At 52.2% G+C, this 18334-nt stretch carries 17 protein-coding genes, 15 tRNA genes and 1 rRNA gene; 2 read left to right on the top strand and 31 right to left on the bottom strand.

All coding sequences use genetic code 11. The annotated features are described in order from the left end of the window. Positions 1–164: 164 nt before the first annotated feature. Entirely contained in the window at positions 165–785 is a 621-nt protein-coding gene (locus E2980_RS23240) for a cyclase family protein (protein WP_135154590.1), read from the bottom strand. A gap of 21 nt (positions 786–806) precedes the next feature. Then, positions 807–2363, bottom strand: a complete 1557-nt coding sequence (zwf, locus tag E2980_RS23235; RefSeq protein WP_135154589.1) for a glucose-6-phosphate dehydrogenase — start codon at positions 2361–2363, stop codon at positions 807–809. A 192-nt stretch (positions 2364–2555) separates the two neighbouring features. Between zwf and E2980_RS23230 the strand changes: the two genes are divergently transcribed. Continuing rightward, complete coding sequence (locus E2980_RS23230) at positions 2556–2891, top strand: hypothetical protein (protein WP_135154588.1); 336 nt, start codon at positions 2556–2558, stop codon at positions 2889–2891. On the opposite strand, the gene E2980_RS23225 is transcribed toward E2980_RS23230, so the two are convergent. The 7 genes from E2980_RS23225 to E2980_RS23195 form a co-directional block, all read right to left on the bottom strand. After that, positions 2888–3544, bottom strand: a complete 657-nt coding sequence (locus E2980_RS23225; protein WP_135154587.1) for a response regulator — start codon at positions 3542–3544, stop codon at positions 2888–2890. The genes E2980_RS23230 and E2980_RS23225 overlap by 4 nt on opposite strands. Before the next feature lie 5 nt (positions 3545–3549). Beyond that, positions 3550–4593, bottom strand: coding sequence for a sensor histidine kinase (locus E2980_RS23220; protein WP_135154586.1), 1044 nt, complete (start codon positions 4591–4593; stop codon positions 3550–3552). Positions 4594–4615: 22 nt separating this feature from the next. After that, on the bottom strand, positions 4616–5254 hold the full coding sequence (gene liaF, locus E2980_RS23215; protein WP_135154585.1) for a cell wall-active antibiotics response protein LiaF: 639 nt from the start codon (positions 5252–5254) through the stop codon (positions 4616–4618). A gap of 137 nt (positions 5255–5391) precedes the next feature. Beyond that, positions 5392–6078: a PspA/IM30 family protein gene (locus E2980_RS23210; protein WP_135154584.1), complete on the bottom strand. Its 687-nt coding sequence runs from the start codon at positions 6076–6078 to the stop codon at positions 5392–5394. A gap of 4 nt (positions 6079–6082) precedes the next feature. Beyond that, positions 6083–6589: a PspC domain-containing protein gene (locus tag E2980_RS23205; RefSeq protein WP_135154583.1), complete on the bottom strand. Its 507-nt coding sequence runs from the start codon at positions 6587–6589 to the stop codon at positions 6083–6085. 4 nt (positions 6590–6593) lie between these two features. Then, positions 6594–7259: a PspA/IM30 family protein gene (locus tag E2980_RS23200; protein ID WP_135154582.1), complete on the bottom strand. Its 666-nt coding sequence runs from the start codon at positions 7257–7259 to the stop codon at positions 6594–6596. A gap of 40 nt (positions 7260–7299) precedes the next feature. Further along, positions 7300–7599 (bottom strand): LiaF transmembrane domain-containing protein, encoded by a 300-nt coding sequence (locus tag E2980_RS23195; RefSeq protein ID WP_135154581.1) that lies wholly within the window; start codon positions 7597–7599, stop codon positions 7300–7302. 238 nt (positions 7600–7837) lie between these two features. On the opposite strand from E2980_RS23195, the gene E2980_RS23190 reads away from it, so the two are divergent. Continuing rightward, positions 7838–8524 (top strand): C40 family peptidase, encoded by a 687-nt coding sequence (locus E2980_RS23190; protein WP_135154580.1) that lies wholly within the window; start codon positions 7838–7840, stop codon positions 8522–8524. An 84-nt stretch (positions 8525–8608) separates the two neighbouring features. Here the strand turns inward: E2980_RS23190 and E2980_RS23185 are convergent, their stop codons facing one another. From E2980_RS23185 to rrf, 22 genes are all read right to left on the bottom strand, one after another. Then, complete coding sequence (locus E2980_RS23185) at positions 8609–10255, bottom strand: cellulase family glycosylhydrolase (protein ID WP_135154579.1); 1647 nt, start codon at positions 10253–10255, stop codon at positions 8609–8611. A gap of 25 nt (positions 10256–10280) precedes the next feature. Next, positions 10281–11141 carry a carbohydrate ABC transporter permease gene (locus E2980_RS23180; protein ID WP_135154578.1) on the bottom strand — a complete coding sequence of 287 codons (861 nt, stop codon included), beginning with the start codon at positions 11139–11141 and terminating at the stop codon, positions 10281–10283. Next, positions 11138–12025, bottom strand: coding sequence for a carbohydrate ABC transporter permease (locus E2980_RS23175; RefSeq protein WP_135154577.1), 888 nt, complete (start codon positions 12023–12025; stop codon positions 11138–11140). The genes E2980_RS23180 and E2980_RS23175 overlap by 4 nt, the downstream gene beginning before the upstream one ends. A gap of 38 nt (positions 12026–12063) precedes the next feature. After that, positions 12064–13401, bottom strand: coding sequence for an ABC transporter substrate-binding protein (locus tag E2980_RS23170; protein ID WP_135154576.1), 1338 nt, complete (start codon positions 13399–13401; stop codon positions 12064–12066). Between the two features lie 92 nt (positions 13402–13493). Next, the gene (locus E2980_RS23165; RefSeq protein ID WP_135154575.1) at positions 13494–14588 is read right to left on the bottom strand and encodes a response regulator transcription factor; all 1095 of its coding nucleotides are present in this window, start codon (positions 14586–14588) and stop codon (positions 13494–13496) included. Next, positions 14581–16356, bottom strand: a complete 1776-nt coding sequence (locus E2980_RS23160) for a sensor histidine kinase (protein ID WP_135154574.1) — start codon at positions 16354–16356, stop codon at positions 14581–14583. The genes E2980_RS23165 and E2980_RS23160 overlap by 8 nt, the downstream gene beginning before the upstream one ends. Before the next feature lie 243 nt (positions 16357–16599). Then, positions 16600–16685, bottom strand: a tRNA-Leu gene (locus tag E2980_RS23155). Positions 16686–16703: 18 nt separating this feature from the next. After that, positions 16704–16780, bottom strand: a tRNA-Arg gene (locus tag E2980_RS23150). Positions 16781–16795: 15 nt separating this feature from the next. Next, a tRNA-Cys gene (locus E2980_RS23145) sits at positions 16796–16869 on the bottom strand. Positions 16870–16887: 18 nt separating this feature from the next. Further along, positions 16888–16962, bottom strand: a tRNA-Gly gene (locus tag E2980_RS23140). A 77-nt stretch (positions 16963–17039) separates the two neighbouring features. Next, positions 17040–17113: transfer RNA gene (locus E2980_RS23135), tRNA-Gln, on the bottom strand. 22 nt (positions 17114–17135) lie between these two features. Continuing rightward, positions 17136–17211: transfer RNA gene (locus E2980_RS23130), tRNA-His, on the bottom strand. Positions 17212–17234: 23 nt separating this feature from the next. Then, positions 17235–17308, bottom strand: a tRNA-Trp gene (locus tag E2980_RS23125). Between the two features lie 16 nt (positions 17309–17324). Continuing rightward, positions 17325–17408: transfer RNA gene (locus E2980_RS23120), tRNA-Tyr, on the bottom strand. A gap of 19 nt (positions 17409–17427) precedes the next feature. After that, positions 17428–17503: transfer RNA gene (locus E2980_RS23115), tRNA-Thr, on the bottom strand. Positions 17504–17526: 23 nt separating this feature from the next. Next, positions 17527–17602 (bottom strand) — tRNA-Phe (locus E2980_RS23110). Positions 17603–17624: 22 nt separating this feature from the next. After that, positions 17625–17701, bottom strand: a tRNA-Asp gene (locus E2980_RS23105). 36 nt (positions 17702–17737) lie between these two features. Beyond that, positions 17738–17814: transfer RNA gene (locus E2980_RS23100), tRNA-Met, on the bottom strand. A gap of 102 nt (positions 17815–17916) precedes the next feature. After that, a tRNA-Glu gene (locus E2980_RS23095) sits at positions 17917–17991 on the bottom strand. 19 nt (positions 17992–18010) lie between these two features. Continuing rightward, positions 18011–18103 (bottom strand) — tRNA-Ser (locus E2980_RS23090). Positions 18104–18106: 3 nt separating this feature from the next. Next, a tRNA-Asn gene (locus tag E2980_RS23085) sits at positions 18107–18182 on the bottom strand. 29 nt (positions 18183–18211) lie between these two features. Beyond that, positions 18212–18328 (bottom strand): 5S ribosomal RNA (gene rrf / locus E2980_RS23080). Between the last annotated feature and the right edge of the window lie 6 nt (positions 18329–18334).

The following is an 18334-nucleotide window of genomic DNA, read 5'->3' as shown; positions in this document are numbered from 1 at the left end:
CTTTGTTTGCTGTACGCTTATTCCTTGCTTGGACCAAAAAAACAAACGACACAGGGCTTTTCCCCATGCCGTTTCGGATTTCATTTTAATTCCAGGTCTTGTCTTTGAGCTTAACTTAATGACATTGACCCGAGGGTCCTCTGTCTTAACTCGTATCATTAGGCTTAGTCCATCAAGAAGGCTCGTGCGGGAGAAGCGTCGATACCCGTCATCTTCAGCGGAGCAATGATCAGCGTATAATTGCCCGCCTCGACGTCTTTCAATCGGACGCCTTCGACGATGATAATATCGTTCCGCATAAGGGTGCGATGCGTCGGGTATTCCGGTTGCGCGCGTTCAATGCCTAGCGCATCCGTTACGACCAGGTTAATTCCGATCTCCGCCAAATATCGAGCGCCGTCTTCCCGCAGGAAAACGAATTCCACGAGGAATTCCTCCGTGAACGAGCTGGCCGTCTTGAACAACAGCCTCTCGCCGCGTTGGATGGCGAAGGGAACGAGATCATCCTTCGTAATATACTCTCGTACATGCGTGAGGTCTAATACACGCGCCGGACCGCATAACCGCTCTAACGAGATCGTTTCGATCGTCTCTCCGCCGGCTAGCATATGCAGCGGCGCGTCGACGTGCGTGCCGGTATGGACGTTCATCGTCAACAAGCTCTCATGCGGCTTGCCCTCATCGTGATTTTGCACGTTCGTGATTCGGGGTTTCTTGTGCTCGTAGCTTTTCCACACCTGCATGTTTTCTTCAATCGTCATGCTGATATCATAAATCTTTGGCATATTTACGACCTCCAAAAAGCGCTATTTGCTCGTATTGGATACCCATATGACGTTATCTTCGTCCTGACCGTTAACAGGCCACCAATGGAAGCCTTCTCTGGTAAGCAGGTCTTCCGATTTCTCGGGCCCCCAGGATCCGGCAGGGTAGAACTGAAGATCTTTGCCCTCGTTCTCTCTCCATGCGGCCGCGATCGGGTCGATCAGCTTCCAGGCGACGGCGAGCTCGTCCCAGCGGGTGAAGTAAGTATGGTCTCCACGTGCCGCGTCGAAGATGAGGCGTTCATAGGCTTCCGGCGTGTTTAGCCCGACCTGGCAACTCTGGCAGAATTCCATGGCGACCGGTTGCACGGTCATGTCGTTGCCCGGCTTCTTGGCGTTGAACCTAATATATATGCCTTCCATCGGGTTTACCCGGATGACGAGCAGGTTAGGCGACAAGTTCTGGCGCTTCGCGAAAAGCACGTTGTTCGGCACGTTCTTGAACTCGATGACGATTTCCGTCGATTTGACCGGAAGCCGCTTGCCCGTGCGCACGTAGAACGGAACGCCCGCCCAACGGAAATTATCCACGAACAACCTTGCCGCGAAGAACGTCTCGGTTACGGAATTCGGATCCACGGAGTCCTCCTGGCGGTAGCCTTTCAGCTCCTTGCCTCTCGAGGATCCTTCGGAATATTGCCCTCTTACGATGTTCTCGCCAATCTCGTCCAAGGAAGAGAGGTTGCGAACGGAACGCAGCACTTTGACTTTCTCGTCCCGGATATCTTCCGCGTCGAGTCGGCTCGGCGGCTCCATCGCGATCATCGTCAGCATCTGCAGCATATGGTTCTGAACCATATCGCGCAGCGCTCCGGACTTGTTATAGTAAGCGCCGCGTTCTTCGACGCCCACGGTTTCGGCAAGCGTGATTTGAACGTTGGCAATATGGTTATTGTTCCACAAAGGCTCGAAGAACGCATTGGAGAGTCGAATAACCTCGATGTTCTGCACCATTTCCTTTCCGAGGTAATGGTCGATGCGGAACACGGCTTCCTCGCGGAATACTTGCCGAATCTCTTCGTTCAGGCGCTCCGCGGACGGATAATCGTAACCGAAAGGCTTCTCGATGACCAGACGATGCCAGCCTTTGCTCTCCAACATGCCGCCGTCCCGAAGGTTCCGTGAAACGTTGCCGAACAGCTCGGGCGCCAGCGCCAAGTAGAACAAGCGGTTGCCCGGGATGTCATAGCTCTTCTCGATCTCTTCGGTATGGGCTTTCAATTGTTTGAAAGCCTCCACGTTGCCGATGTCGAGCGATTGATATGTAAAATGCTCGACGAAAGCATTCCAAGCTTCCTTCTCGCTTGGCTTGTAGCGGCAAAACTCTTGGATCGATTCGTGTACGTCGTCGCGGAATTGATCGTTGGTGCGTGGTCTCCGGGCCAACCCTACGATAGCGAACCGTTCTCCAAGCTTTCCTTCGCGATATAAGCTGTACAAGGCTGGAAATAGCTTGCGGCGGGCCAAATCTCCCGTGGCTCCGAAAATGAAATAGACCGCTTCATGAGCGGAAATGGGTTCGTTTTTGTTGTCCGTCATGTTCCTCATCTTTCTTATATACGGGATTGGAATAGCTTTTTTTGTCAAATCTCATGAATTGTAGTGTAGCATACTTGAAAGGACAACGCTATGTTTTTAGCTGTCTTTCGAACGGCTTGGGCTTGCGCCCGTACACGTTTGTCACTACATGAATACACTGCCGTAAAATCGCAATCCCAGGAGGATGAAATCATGATGGACTCGGTTTCCTTCGACGAGAATTCCCTTCGTCCGTTGTACGGCAGAGCTGTCTGCGTAATCATGGACGATGAAACCCGCTATACCGGTATACTCACCTCATGCGGCCCTTCCTCGCTCGTCCTGAACGGGGAACGGACCCGGCGTCCGGTTAAACGCTCACGCAAATCGAAGATCAAGGCCGAAGTAAGCACGACGCAGCAAGAGGAGCAAACCGCGTCCGCAAGTTCCGCTTACTGGGGCACGCTTAGCTTGGGACCTTCGATGGAAGTCAGCACGGTCAAAGCCGTCCTTCCTCTAGCTCCGGTCAAGGCCGTATTTGTCATCTAATCCGCCAAGCCGTTGCGATGAGCGTAAATTGCCGCTTGCGTCCGATCCTCAACGCTTAGTTTGCCGAACAGGTTGGTGAGGTGATATTTGACCGTCTTGATCCCGATGAACAGGTCATCCGCGATTTCCTGGTTCGATTTCCCTAAGGCGATCAGTTTCAGAACCTCCATCTCCCGGTCGGTCAAATCCTCATGGGGCTGCGATGCGGTCTGGGGGGGACGGCGGAAGCGGTTCATCATCTTGGAGGCGACTTGGGACTCCAGGACGGATTGGCCTCTCGCGGCGGCCCTGATCGCGTCGGCAATCTCGGAAGCACGGGAGGTTTTCAACAAGTAGCTGAACGCGCCAGCTTCGATGACGGGGTACATTTTCTCGTCGTCCAAGAAGCTGGTAAGCACGATAACCCGGACCTCCGGCATCTCTTCCATGAGCCGTCGGGTCGTCTCGATGCCATCCATTCCGTCCATGACCAAATCCATCAATACGACGTCGGGCGAATATTCTCGCGCTAGGCGAAGTCCGTCAAGCCCGTTGCCCGCTTCGCCTACGACTTCTATTCCTTCCTCCGTACCCAACACGGCAGCCAAGCCTATCCGGACCATCTCATGGTCATCTACTAGCAATACCCGAATTAAGGATTGTTGATCCGTCATTGCAACTAACCGCCTTCCGCCATTAAGGGCACCCTGATTTCGATTCTCGTACCTTTGCCGGGAGCGCTGGCGATATTCAGAGATCCGCCTAACTCGTTCACGCGCTCTTCCATGTTCGTCATTCCGTAGGACGCTTGCTTCTTGACTAAAGTATCGAAGCCGATCCCGTTATCTTTAATTCCAAGCCTGACGGTATCTCCGCGGCGTTGGAGCACGATATCCATTTTCGTTGCCTTGGCGTGGCGAAGCGTGTTGGATAGGGCTTCCTGCACGATTCGGAAAAGATGGTTCTCCACGCCTTTGTTCAGCGGAAGGTCCTCCTCCATGTCGATCGCGATGTCCACGGGCACCTTGGCTTTCATCTCTTCGACCAATTCGGGAATCGCTTGGGCCAGCCGCTTGCCCTCCAGATGAACGGGACGCAAGTGAAGCAGGAGCGCTCTCATCTCCGACTGGGCCGCCGAGGCCATCTCCTCGATCAGCTCTACCTGCCGGCGCGCTCTCTCGAAGTCGTGATCCATCGTTCGTCCGACAGCCGTCGCGGTCATGGAGATCGCGAATAGCTGCTGGCTGACGGCGTCGTGCAGCTCGCGAGCCAGACGTTGGCGTTCCTCCACGACGGCAGTTATTCGCGCTTGGCTTGCCAATTCCGCATTATTGGTGGACAAGCGTTGCAATGACGTCACTTGATCCTCCCACTTGCGCCCAAGCTTGCCGAGCTGCTCGCCTAGTCGTCCGATCTCGTCTTTGCCAAGATCGGGCAACGGGAGGTTCGGGCTTCCTTTTTCCAACATAACCATCGTATCCCTGAGAAGCTCCAGTCTATGCCTGATCGGATAGCTGCGCCAGAATCCGTAGGCTGCTCCGGTTACGGTCAAGACGCCGATTGCGGTCAGGGAGTACGAGATGACAGTGCCCCAAGAGACGAAAGTCCCCGCCAAGCCGTATCTGATTAATAAGTAGACGACAAGGGCGCCAACGCCAAGGGAGTACAGCACGGCCTCGCCCATGTGACGCCAAACCATATTGGTGACTTTCCGGGACTCCATGCGACTCCCCCTCGTTGATATACTATACCGTACGTATTTTGATATCTCCTACGAGATAAAACAATTGAAGTTTCACTCGTTGCTCGCAATCATCGTAATTCGGCGATCTCCACGACAACCGGTGGAACATTCCGCCTTCCTTGATCTGCTTGAACGACACTTGGCCTAGCAGCACCGAGGCTTCAACATGAATGCCGTAATCATCCGGCACCATCAGATCAAGGTCTCCGACGAGGCCTTGAAGCACGATCGTCGTCTCCTTGTCCTCGGGGACAGCGAGCGACATGTCCATCCGAATTTCTCCGATCGCATGCCAGAAGCTCATCGATTGAAGTACCCAGGATTGCTCGTCATGCCTCATATTCAGGAATAGCTTATGCTTTCCGATGTAGTTGCCGAATGCCGGAGGGCGTGCCCGGAAGTAATATATTCCAAGCGAGATGAGCACGATTATGGCAAACAAGGCGAATTGATTAATGATTAATACGAGCGTGCTTATAGCGATTACTATAATCGATAATCTTGAACGGTCCGACCTATAACGGTCAATCCCCAGAAGCAGCAGGACTACCGCGTTAACGGTCGCGTAACCCGCCAAGGCGCCTAGCGCGAGGTACAGTCCGGCTACAATGAACAGAATGGCGTTGCTTGATCTTCTCATGTCGGGTCACACCTCCTGCTGCTTCGCCTCGTAGTTAAAGCCATAACGGATCAAGATCCGTTATGGCTTGGATTTCTTATCAACCATCACTTTCTGACATCATAGCACAATTGATGACAGGCGAGAATGCTTGTCGGTTATTCCTTGGTCAAATCCGGCTGAACGACGCGGCTTCTGAGCGCTTCAAGTTCTTGCTCCACGCGGTAGGCTTTCTCCGGATCGATACGCGTCGGCGCACCGCCATAAGATGAACCCGGCAGCCGGACGACGTCCGCTTCCGCTTCCATCTGAAGAATCTTTTCCTCCATGCGATGGAAACCGCGGGATGCCGTACCGCTCTCGATCGTGTGCAGAGTGCCGATCTGCGCCATTTGTTTGCGTGCTTTCGCCATCTGCGAACGGGCGGCAAGCTCGTTGCGTTTGTTGCGAAGCTTGTAGTATTCTTCTTTCATTTCGTGCAGTTGCGAGGTCAATTCGCTTACTTGCGCGCTGGCTTGAGCATGCAGGCTGTTCAAATCGGCCGCTTGCTGGACGTATTGCACCTTCTCCTCGAGCAATTTGCGGGCCAGGTCTTCATTTCCTGAGCGCAGCGAATGCTCTGCTTGGCCTTCGCGATCGACACCCAGCCTCACAAGCTCATCCAAACGTTGCTTCATGCGGCGCTCGGACGCCATTTGCTTGGCTACGGTCACTTCCGCATCATGAATTTCCGTCTCCATATCGCGGAGATATTGGTTCAGCATAACGATCGGATCCTCTAATTTATCAAGCAGATCATGTACGGACGCCTTTGTCAGGTCTTTCATTCTTTGGAATACACCCATTGTGTTATTCTCCTTTCGATTGCTTCTCGAATTTTGATATTCTGGCTTTCAGTTCTTCGATCTCTCTTTGCATGGACTTCTTTTCAATATCCTCCATCATCGCGTCGATGCCTTGCGAGGAACGACCGGATGCCGGAGGAGTCGTTGCGGCAGGATTCGGACGCGGAGCTCCCGCTGAAGCATAACCTGCGTTTGCGCTTGGTCCCGGTGCCGGAGCCGGTCCAGAGTTAGGACTCCAGCCTTGGCTGCCGTAACCGCTGGATTGAGGTTGTTCATAACCTCTCCAGCCCTGATCGAACGGATTGGCTCCGAAGCCGCCGCCGTATTGCGGCTCTCTTGGAATGACGAATCCGGCGATAATGTAAACGATGATCACGGACCCGGCCGAGAAAACAGCCACGACGATGAGCAGGATACGAAGCAACGTCGCATCGACCCCCAAGTAATCCGCCAAACCTCCGCATACCCCGAATAACTTGCGGTCCCGCGTAGAACGATATAATTTACGCATTCCTTTAACCTCCTTGTTGCAGCTTGCGCTTCAACTGCTCTAATTCTCTCTCGATCGTGCTCTTCACGACTTCTCCCGCATGCAATAACGTTTCTTGGCCCATTCTGCGAAGGTCGCGAAGACTGCGGGTTTCAAGCTCGATGTCCGATAATCGGTCATCGATTTTTCGGAACATTTGCGACGTGTCCGCATTGCCCGGAGCGTAACGCGAGTTCAATCTTTGCTGCAAGCGAAGCGATTCCATTCGGGCAACGTAAAACTGGCGACGATCATAGACGGTCCGATATTCATTGCGCAACTCCTGAAGCAATTGCTCCAGATCCGTCAACTCGTTCTTGCTCTGCTCGTACAGCTCCCGATAACGCTCCGCGCGCTCCTCATGGATGACCTTATCTTGAAGGGCTAGCTTGGCGACATTCTCTTCGCCCGCCTTTAGTGCCGTTAAGGCTTGCTGCTCGCGTTTCAACTTCCATTGCTCGGCGTCCTTCCATTGCCGATGCAAGCTATCCGTATGAGCTGCATATTGCCGCTGAAGCCCTTCGCTCTGGGTAATTTCTTGGTGCGTCGACCATAAGAACTGATCGATGACCCGGACGGGATCCTCCGATTTCTCCAGACGATCGTTCAGCGATGCCGCCGTCATGTCCCGCACTCTTTTAATAACGCTCATTCCTGTATCCCTCCTTGTTCCGTTGCGGCTATTATGACGATTACATTCTAGTGGTATGATTTTTTCGACCTAGCATCGAAATACCGAATACGATTAACGCGATTGCCGCCGCCCAGACGAACAAGAAGGACAGTTTGCCTAGAAGAATAAATCCGCCGACAACCGCGATGACTCCGCCTAACAATCGGTTCCCGTTCTTCCAAGCTACGATTCCAAGCAAGATAATCAGTATCGGAATCAGTAGTCCGAACAAGAATCCAAGTCCGAAGCCCAATTTACCGAGAATGATCAATCCACCGAAACCGATTAACAGCAGTGCCAGCCCGTTTCCGCTTCGCATTTGCTTCACCTCTTTTCTGTAACTCGTTTACCTCATGACCTTATTGTAATCTTCTCGGAACCTTTGCATAACGGACTCGCGGATGTTTTTGTTCCTAGACTGTGGTCGAGGCTGCATACCGCCCTGCGACCTTTCCCCATCAGACCAACGGTTCTGGGCCTTTGGCAACAATTGAGGGTTTCCCCAGTCATTCCTACTATGTTAGCGTATAGTTAGACCTTACAGGAGGTGTTGAAGCATGAAAAAACACGTGATGGGATTGTTCGCCGCGGTTTTGCTTATAGGCGGGTTCGGTTCCGTACCGGCGGTTTCGGCTGCTTCATCGGCCGCCCCAACGATGAAAAAATTATCGACCGTAAAATCAAATAACGAAACTACCACTTCTAATGATGAATCTACCGCTTCTAATGAAGAAATAAATAACGATAGCACCGATGGCGGCAACCCGGCGGACGACGGTTCTACAGACGGACAAGCAACGGAATCGATCGAGAAAGTCATTTCCGCCGGCTTGAAATATACGGGCACGCCGTATGAGTTCGGCTCGAACCGCAGTACGACAAAGACTTTCGATTGCTCCGATTTCGTTCGATGGATCTTCAAGGAGACGCTGGAAATTGCCCTTCCTGCCGATTCCCGTCAGCAAGGCTCATACGTAAAAGAGAACGGAACCGCCGAAACCGATTGGCATAACTTGCAACGCGGGGATTTGATGTTCTTTATGTCCTACAAGGGCTCGAAAGAGGAGAGTTATAAAAGCATCGACAAATCCGAACAACGAATTACGCACGTCGCCATTTATATGGGAGAGGGTAAGATCATGCACACATACTCCAACGCAAGCGGCGGAGTGCATGTAGGAGATTTCGCCGATACGGCTTGGGAACACCGTTTCCTCTTCGGAGGCAGCGTGCTTCCCCAATAGAACTTTCAATCAGAAAAGCTTTCAAACCCACGGATTTCTTCGTGGTTTTGAAAGCTTTTTTTGCAACCGCAGAGTGGCGAACGGTCAAGTCGTCCACGGCATGATCTCTAACCATTCTATTCTGACAGGATGACGGGCCTCCGAAGCCGAGAGGAGCACGACCCGATGATTTCCCTCATCAAGCCTTACGCTTTCTTGCAACCAAACCTCTTCCCATGACGATCCGCTCCATGCCGCGTATCCGTACGAAACGTCATCCAATCTAACCTCGATACGTCCTTCTCCATGAGGCGCGAGCATCCGCAAGGAAATCCTGTATAAAGAATCATCGTTATGATTAGAAGTAACGAACTCGTATGCAAGCCAATCCCCGGCCGATAGCTGAACGCACAGCTTCTCATCCGGTAGCCAAGGCTCGCCCCGTCCATGCTGGAAGTTGGGAATCGCGCGGTCGCTTTCGATGAAACGGATATCCGTTCCGTCCCTCTCCCGAAATCCGATCGGATTCCCGCTTTTCTCCGAAACCCCGTAGCTTACGTTTTCGCCTCGGAATCCGTAGAAGATCGCAGGAATGCGAACGGGAGGCCGCCTAAGCAACGAGTTAACGACTTCGGGATGGTACGCGTTATTCGCGAATGACAGATTGTCGAGATACTTCCACAGAACCCGCTCCGCGGTTGCCGCATCCGGCTTCTCGCCGCCTTCCAAATATCCGATCAAGAGATCCCAACCCATCGGCGAATGGACTTGGCACGGGGAATTGTCCTTGTCCATCTTCTTCCATGTCCAGAAGTTCCATGAAATGTCATGATCCTCGAACAATCGAAAAGCGCCCGCATACCACTCTTTATTGTTCTCTCCGCCCTCGCCCATAAAGATCGGCACTTCCCACTGCTCGCGCTTGTCCAAGTAATGCTGAATGCTCTCGGTATCCGGATTGTTCCAATACTTGTGGAATTGCAGCATTACGTTATCGTCAAGCTTCTCGCCGAAGATCGACCAATCCGTAGACCAATGGGCACCCTCCAAGATGATCATATGCCGGTCATCCTCTTTCCGGATCGCCTTAATGATCTCCTTGTAGAGCGGCATAATCCGGTCGTTATACTCGGAGAACCAATTAGGCAATGGCTCGTTCAGAAGATCGTAGCCCGCCACGATCCATTCGTCCTTGTAACGTTTCGCCAGCATCGCCCACAGCTCGATCGTGAACTGCATGTTTCGTTCATCCGTGAATAGCTCCGGCAGATCGTTCGCCGAATCGTCGATATTCGTCCCGGTTTGGCCTCCGGGCGCCCCATGCAAATCCAAGATGACGTACAAGCGGTGTTTCCGGCACCAGCCGATTACTCTATCCAGCAAGAGCAGATGGCGCTCCTTATATCGGACAGACTCTCCCTCCTCCAGCAAGAACCTGGAATTTACGGGAACCCGGACGGAGTTGAAGCCTTCCGCGGCTATTCTCTCGATATCCGGCTCGGAAATATAGCGGTCGTAGTATAACTCCCAGAATTTCGCCGCTTTCTCCGAACCGATCAAATCCTCTACCATCCGCTCGATGCGCCGAGGGCGGTCCCCCCGTTCCGGAAAACACCACATGTATCCTTCCGGCAGCAGCCAGCTTCCGAAGCCGACTCCTCTCAGCACGATCTCCCGGCCTTCTCCGTTCACCAGCTTCCGTCCGGCGGCCTTCAGGAATCCGATTACCTCGTTTGTTTTAAGCTCCGTCATTGTTGTCCCCCCTGTCTTGGTTTCGCTAGCTTTTTATTGCCCCGTCCGCGATCCCGTCCAGAATGTATTTCTGAAGCAATATATACATCAGGATGACCGGCAACATCGCGAGCACCAACGAAGCGAGAATGGCCGACCAATCGTTGTTATACTCGCCGAACAGCATATTGGTGGAGAGCAGCAGCGTATAGTCGTCGGAATCCGTGAGCATGAGGAGCGGCAGAAGAAAATCGTTCCACATCCAAAGCAAGTTGAGGATGGCAATCGTAGCGGTTACGGGCAACAGAAGAGGAAATACGACGACGAAAAACAATCTAATCTCCCCGCATCCGTCTACCACGGCGGCTTCATCCAAGTCTCTGGGAATGGATTTGACGAAGCCATGGTACAGGAAGATAGCCATCGATACGCCTAATCCGATATAGATAATGCCGAGTCCGAATGTGGACCCTTGAACGGATAATTCCTTGGAAATCTTCACTAGCGTGATCATGATCGAATGGAAGGGGATGAGCATCGAAAGGACGAATAACCCGAACAGAAATCCGCTCGCCTTTCCCGGCGTGCGGGACATTTTATACCCTGCCATCGAAGCGAACAAAATGATTCCTGCCAATCCGATAACGGCAACGGCGACCGTATTTACCAAGCTCCGCATGAATTCCGTTTTCTCGAACGCATCCGCGTAGTTTCCGAATTCCAATCGCGAAGGGAAGCTAAGAATATTGTTCAGCATGTCTCCTTCCGACTTCAAGGAGTTGAGAACGCCCATGTAAATCGGGAAGAGGGTAAAAACCGATGCCATGACAAGAATAAGGACGACGATCGCGGATACGACCCTTCGGCCGGCTTGCGGCTTTCTCGCCGAGAACCCCGGGTTGCTCATGCCTCCACCTCCCTGTTCTTCATGAACCTGAGCTGAACGATCGTGATGGCGAAGACGATAAGGAAGAGAATCATCGCTTTGGCGCTGGCATACCCATACCGGCTATTAAAGCTGAAAGCCTCCTCGACGATATTAAGGGCGATCGCTTGCGTTGCCCGTCCGGGACCTCCGCCCGTTAAAGCATAGACGGTTTCGTATACTTTGAACGAGGAATTCAGGGTCAGGAAGATTCCGATCGTGATTGCCGGGTAGATCATCGGAAGCGTAATGTTTCGAAAAGTTTGAATCGCGGTCGCTCCATCGATCGCGGCCGCTTCCTTTAATTGCCTGGGTACGCTCTGTATGGCCGCGATATAAATAACCATCAAATACCCGACTCCGCCCCACAACGAAACGACGAGTATCGCATAAAAGGAGAAATCCGGATCGCCGATCCACGATTGGTCCAACAATCCGATCCGGGCATGCTCGGCGATATAAGAGACTACCTTCGTGAATATGAAGAGCCACATAAACCCGGCGATAATCATGCTGATCATGTTGGGCATGAAGAAAATCGTGCGAAACCATACCTTGCTGCGTCCTCGCGATTCGATCAATACTGCGAGCAAAATGGAGATACCGTTCTGCAGTACCACCATGAACGCGACGAACTTAAGCGTGAACCAAACCGAATCGATGAAAAATGGATCCTCCGTCAGCGCTTCCGTATAGTTGGCGAATCCCACCCATCGATAGGTGGGATTCAGCCCGTTCCAATCCGTAAGGCTATACCCGATTCCCCCGAAGGCCGGGGCGAGCATGAACACGGCGTAGAACAGCAACGCTGGAAATACGAAGGCTAACAGGACGAGGGTTTGCTTCCTCTTTTTCGTTATGCGCATCTGTAATCACTCCCGTTCAGCCGACGCAAGCCGTGCGGCTATTGCTGCGTCTTGATGGCCGTCGCCCAGGTTTTGTCGAGCGCCTTGATGATATCCTCTTTCTTGACGTCCTTAGCGTAGTAGCTCTGCAGCATCTTGGCCGTTTCGTCCGTCACCCCGTTAGGAAGGGAGAGATCCAAGTAGGCCTTTCCATCCGCCACGTAAGAGCTTGCTTCCGCAATCCACGGGAACGTTTCGTAAGTGTGCATCGTTGCGACCGGGTTGAATTTAAGCGATTCGAACAGCGGCGCGGAGTCGTTATCGTCCAGAATGTAGTTAAGCAAGTCAAGCGCGACTTCCTTGTTCTTGCTCGTCGGGGATACCGCCAGCGAAGTCGAGGTTGCCAGGTTGATCATCGCCCCTGCCGGATCGTTGCTTACGGGCAACGGGGCCACCCCGAATTCCATGTTCGGATTTACTTTCAATATCGTTTCCGCTTGCCATGGTCCTTGCACCCACATCGCGGCTTTGCCGTTCGCGAAATCCGTCGATCCCGCTTCATTGCCGACTTCGAACGGTTTATCGGTTCCGTTAGCCATGATCAAGTCGATAATATCGAACACGCTTGCCACGTCTTGGTAGGAGGCTTCGCCTTTGTTCATTTTCTCGATCCAATCTTGATGCGCGGAGGAGACCGTCCCTCCAAGGGATAACGCCATCATCAGCTGCGGAATCCACGATTCTTGGAATGCCAGCATGAAGGGCTTCACTTTAGCCGCGTTCAGCTTCTCGATAGCTGCTTTCATCTCGTCAATTGTTTGCGGTGGAGTAATGCCGACGTCGGAAAATATTTTTTTATTGTATAAATAGCCCCATGACAAACTCTCCAACGGAAGCGCAACCACCTTGCCGTCGTAAGTGACGGTTTTTCTTACGCTCTCGTACACCTTCGGCACGAACGGCTGATCCGACAGATCGCTCAGATAGCCTGCTTTGTAGTAAGTCGGTATATCCGCGATGGCGTGCAGCGTGAATAGGTCCGGGGCATCGTTGGAAGCCAGCCGCGTTTGCAGGATTTGCTTCGCTTGGTCTGGATTCGGCATCTCCAGCTTGATCGATACGTCGATATTTTTAACCGCAAGCTCCTTGGCTTTGAACTGCTCGAAATAACTCTCGAACTGATCCTTGAATCTTGGAAAGCTCATGAACACCTTCAATTCTACTTTCTCCGGAGGCGTATCTGCCTTCGTTTCCGATGCTGAAGCGCTTTCGCTTACGCTTGCGCTCGGAGAGACCGAAGCGTCGGACGGTTTGTTTTCCTTGTTGTTTGAGCCGCATGCCGCGAGTACCGACATCATAAGAACGAGAATAAGACCGGAGTAAAGCGCTTTCTTCATTTCGTGTAACCCCCTCGAATTTGTATGCAAGATCAGTATAGGGGAGATGGTTTTCCGCCGCATTCGAAGATATTAGCTTTCGTTATTGCACTTTATTGATCCTTCCGCAGATCGCCGGGCGTTTGCCCGAAATGCTTTTTGAATACCCTGTAAAAATAAGCGATATCCTCGTAGCCCGTTAATTGAGCGACATGCTTGATGGCCAATTTCCGCTGTACGATCAATTCCCGGGCCTTCTCCATTCTTTTGCGTAAAATATAATCCATCAGGTTCTCGCCAAACCGGGATTTAAAAGCGCGGCTCAGGTGCTCCTTGCTTACGAAATAGCTTTGAGCGATCGTCTCCAGCGATATCGCGTCCTGGAAATGGCGATCGATATGCAACCTCACTTCCGCGAGATCTAACCGGTTGCGGTTTTTGCGATTGTCCTCGATCGTATCGATCGCGGTAATGTACATGCTCCGAATATGTCCGAACGTCTCGGCCAACGAATCCCATGCCTCTTTCGTGTCCTTGGAGGATGCTCTTCCGCTCGCTGGTCTTCCTATTGTCACGTCGTTCTCCGAAGCGAACTCTTCGAGCATCAGCATGAAATCATGGCCTATCTTAGCCAACCTATTCCCATCTCCAGATTCTAGATTAGCTTTATCCAGCAGTTCCTCCAGCATGGCCAGCGTCTCTAAGGCCGCCGGTTTGTTAAGCTCAAGCAAATATCCGTGCACGCGTTGACGGTATGCGACGTATTGCTCCAGCAATCCCGCGTCGGCGAACGCGAAGGGCATCGTCCAAGACGCGATCGCCGTCTTGCTTGCCTGCTTCATTTCTAGAACGCAACGCTCCAATGCCGCATTCAATTCTCCTTGGTCGATCGGCTTCAGCAAGTATTCCACCGCGCGGGAACGAATCGCCTGCTTCAGGTACGCGAAATCGTCATACCCGCTCATCACGATAATCTTAAGCGCGGGAAACCGTTCGTTCATCGTCTTAAGAAGGTCGACTCCATCTAGGCCCGGCATTCTCATGTCGGTCACGACGACGTTTGGCCCAAGCTCCTCTATGAGCTTGAGTCCCTCCGTACCGTCCTCCGCTTCGCCGACGATGCGCAGCCCGAGATTGTCCCATGCTCCGAGTGCTTTAACGACTTCTCTCGACCAAGGCTCATCATCGATGATCACGATATTAAACATTTTCCGAGCCCCCGTTATCTAGGATTGGTAGCTTAAAGACGACTAACGTCCCTTTTCCGGGACTACTGAAAACCCTTAACCCGTAAGAAGCGCCGAATTGGAGCTTTAACCGGGTATCGACGTTTTTCAAACCGATTCCTTTTCGTTTTCTCGGTTCGTCCGGAACGGCCTTGACCGATTTGATCGCCGCTCCGTCCAAGAGCTCCGCGCGTAATTGCTGCAATCGCTCTCGCTGGAAGCCCACTCCCTCGTCTTTAACGAGAATAATAATGCTCTCCCGCATCCGTTTTACCCGAACCATTACCTTCCATGAGCCTTCCTTTCGCTGAAGTCCGTGCTCGAACGCGTTTTCCAGAATCGGCTGCAAGGTGAATTTGGGAATTTCGCTCGCTAATGCGGATTCGTCGATATTTACGATAACCGTACAGCGGCCAAGAAATCGGTTTTCCTGTATAAATAAGTAATTGCGCATGTGCTTTAGCTCATCCCGCAGCGCAACGCGATCTCCCTCCGTGCTGATCGAGTACCGGAGCAGCTCCCCGATTACCTGGGTAACCCGATAGATTTCCGGGGCCCCCTTTGTAAGGGCCATTCCTCCGATCAGATGCAACGTATTATTCAGAAAATGGGGATTAATCTGCGCTTGCAGGGCCAGGAGCTGCGCGTTCTTCACGTCGATTTCCCGCTGATATTCGTCCTCTATCAGCTGCTTGATCCGCTGCATCATCGAATTGTAGCCCCGTTCCAATAGCCCGATCTCGTCCTGGCTTTGCACCGACTTCATCTCGAAATTCTGGATTTGCGTATTTCTCATCGTTCTCGCCAAGCTAACGATCGGCCGGCTGATTCTGAGCGAAACGAGAATGGAGAGAATGACCGAAGCCGCGGCGAACAGGCTTCCCGTCACGATACCCGCGCGAATGGTCGCGTTGGCGCTCTGGGAGACCGTGGCTAGCGGAATCGCTTTGACTACGGTAAGCTCGCCGTCGTCTACTTTTTTCGTAAAGTAATAATAGTTCTTCGAGCTTTCGAGTCTCAGCTCCGAGTTATGGACGTTCAAATTCCGCAGCTGAGCGAGAGCCTCCTCCGAGTTTCCGCTATCGGTGGAGCCGGACAACAGCTCGCCTTCATCGTTTAGCAAGAAAACGGAGCTTTCCGGCTCCGATCTTAGAATGCGGCCGACCTCCTCCCAGACATCCCGGTTGAGACGGACCGACAACCCTCCTAACAGCTTCCGGTCGACGAATTGGTTAATGCCGTGGAAGGCATAGATCCTGTTTCCCGATTGCTTGAAGTACATATTAACCGGTTCCTTTTGCAGCCTTCTCCATACACCGCTTCGGATATCGATGGCCGATACCATTCCGCTGCTGGCATAGTTCACCGAGAAAGCCTTCCCGCTCTGATGGATATAAAGCGTTAACAAATCGATCTTGCGGGAATTCGCGTAATAGGAGGACGTAAGCGTGTTGCGGATAAAATTCTGCGTTTTGAATTGAACGCCCACATCGGCGCTCTCCGTATCGTTTATCCCCTTCATCAGCTGTTCGTTGATCTGCAGCGTGTAGAACAGGGTATCGATCTGTTGGATAAGCTCGTCCAAATATTGGCTCGCCCACAGCATGCGGGAGTTATTCGCATTGATGATTTCCGTCTCCACCGAGTTCCGCGTATTGTTCGTGGCGATCCATGTCACCGTGATTACGGGCAGCGTAGTCAGACATATCATGAGAAGCATCAATCGCAGGCGTATGCTTGTCCGTTTCATATTCCCTTTCCTCCCCCGTAAGTTAGACGAAGCGCCAATCCGAAAATATGGCCGTTGGCCACTTTGGCTAATAACTATTATAGATGGAATTACAAGGAGGTGATAGAGATGCCTTGGGATAAAGAGCGCTACCTAGAAGGACCATCGCGATTGCTACCGCCTAAGCGAAATAACCCATGATTTCGTGAAATACAAAAAGCGCTTAAGATCGATTTGATCTTAAGCGCTCGTGGCATTTTGATTTGGTGCCGGTGAAGGGACTTGAACCCCCACTCCCTTGCGAGAAACGGATTTTGAGTCCGTCGCGTCTGCCATTCCGCCACACCGGCATATTCAATTTTCTTACTTGGCGCGCCCTAAGAGATTCGAACTCCTGGCCTTTTGATTCGTAGTCAAACGCTCTATCCAGCTGAGCTAAGGGCGCATGCTTTAAGGATTTTGGAGGCGCCACCCAGACTCGAACTGGGGGTAGAGCTTTTGCAGAGCTCTGCCTTACCACTTGGCTATGGCGCCAAAGGCTGAAAGAAAGTTTGGAGCGGAAAACGGGGCTCGAACCCGCGACCTTCTCGTTGGCAACGAGATGCTCTACCACTGAGCTATTTCCGCGTATTAGGCTATCGGGGCCACCGAAAAGTAATCGGAATATGCTCCAACGCTTAGCTTCACTTTTTGGGGTGAATTAATGGCTGGGGATCAAGGATTCGAACCTTGGATGACGGAGTCAAAGTCCGTTGCCTTACCGCTTGGCTAATCCCCAACGACTTTCTCTTTGGTGAAAATGGGGCGGACGAGGGGAATTGAACCCCCGAATGTCGGATCCACAAACCGATGCGTTAACCACTTCGCCACGACCGCCATGATTGGATTGCGTATTCAATTGGCAGGGGCAGCAGGAATTGAACCCACACTAACGGTTTTGGAGACCGCTGTTCTACCCTTAAACTATGCCCCTAGGTAGAGTGGAAAACTGGTGGAGGATGATGGATTTGAACCACCGAACCCGAAGGAAGAGATTTACAGTCTCCCGCGTTTGGCCACTTCGCTAATCCTCCACGATTAGGAGATAAGAAATGGTGCCGACTAGAGGACTTGAACCCCCAACCTACTGATTACAAGTCAGTTGCTCTACCAGTTGAGCTAAGTCGGCATGTGATTTGAAGTTTGTCTTAATGGTGGCTCGAGACGGAATCGAACCGCCGACACGAGGATTTTCAGTCCTCTGCTCTACCAGCTGAGCTATCGAGCCTTACTAACTTTTTAAGGAAAAGTGGCGGAGCTGACGGGATTCGAACCCGCGGTCTCCTGCGTGACAGGCAGGCATGTTAGGCCACTACACCACAGCTCCACGATAATGCTCGGTTATGAGCCGAGGGTAGTAATTTGGTTGCGGGGGCAGGATTTGAACCTGCGGCCTTCGGGTTATGAGCCCGACGAGCTACCGGGCTGCTCCACCCCGCGTCGTTAAAAACATGTTATAGCATTATGAAGCGACATTTCTTATCATAACTCATATCGCCCAATAATTGCAATACGTAATTTCTGGTAATTCTTTTGAGAAAATGGTGACCCCTAGGGGATTCGAACCCCTGTTACCTCCGTGAAAGGGAGGTGTCTTAACCGCTTGACCAAGGGGCCATGCTTACAGGAATAATTATGGCGGAGAGAGAGGGATTCGAACCCTCGAGACGCTTTAGACGCCTACACGATTTCCAATCGTGCTCCTTCGACCAAACTCGGACACCTCTCCAAATGGCTCCCCGAACAGGACTCGAACCTGTGACAACTCGATTAACAGTCGAGTGCTCTACCAACTGAGCTATCAGGGAATGTAAGCAAAGCAAAACTTTGTGATCCGGCCTGGCAACGTCCTACTCTCCCAGGACCCTGCGGTCCAAGTACCATTGGCGCTGGAGGGCTTAACGGTCGTGTTCGGGATGGGTACGCGTGGAACCCCTCCGCCATTATTACCAGACCGGAT

The sequence above is a fragment of the Cohnella luojiensis genome (genome assembly GCF_004564235.1).
Taxonomy (GTDB): domain Bacteria; phylum Bacillota; class Bacilli; order Paenibacillales; family Paenibacillaceae; genus Cohnella; species Cohnella luojiensis.
The sequence above is the reverse complement of the archived record's forward strand: the minus strand, read 5'-3'. Positions and strand labels throughout refer to the sequence as shown.